Annotated in this window: 1 pseudogene; it reads left to right on the top strand. The window is 76.7% G+C overall.

Annotated features, from left to right (window positions below):
- Positions 1-187: 187 nt before the first annotated feature.
- Positions 188-527 (top strand): annotated as a pseudogene (locus MXD58_RS24840) (hypothetical protein); the annotation flags it as partial.

Below are 527 nucleotides of genomic sequence, written 5' to 3'. Positions count from 1 at the left end.
GGTCCGCGGTCCGGCGTCCACTGGTCCGGCGCCCACCGGCCGGGCCGCGGAAGGTTCGCGCAGCGTCGGCCGGGAGGCGCCAACCCAGCCGGCCGCGAGCCCCGCTGTGACAGGTCCTGCCGGCCCGGAGCGGTCCGGCGCGGACACCGTCCGCAGGGATGGCCGTCGGTCGGATCTGGCCCATCTGGTGGGCGAACGATCGGGGGCATCCCGGCCCGAAGCGTCGGCGGCGAGCCCTGGGCTGCTGCTCGACCTCCCCGACCGGACGCCGGATGATCGTGACCGGCACGGCTCCGACCGGCACGGTTCCGACCGGGATGGTTCCGACCGGGATGGTTCCGACCGGGATGGTTCCGACCGGGATGGTTCCGACCGGCACGGTTCCGACCGGGATGGTTTCGTCGGCATGGCGCCGACGGAGGACGCCGTGGACGCGGACTGTCCGGCGCCGCCTCGGCCCCCGGTGCCGCCGCCAGGTGAGGACGGCGACCGGTCCCGTGCGCCGCAGCCGGGCCCGCGCCACGGCC

Origin of the sequence: Frankia sp. AgKG'84/4, from assembly GCF_023242965.2 — a bacterium.
Classification (GTDB): Bacteria; Actinomycetota; Actinomycetes; order Frankiales; family Frankiaceae; genus Frankia.
This window is presented reverse-complemented; position numbering and strand designations above follow the sequence as displayed.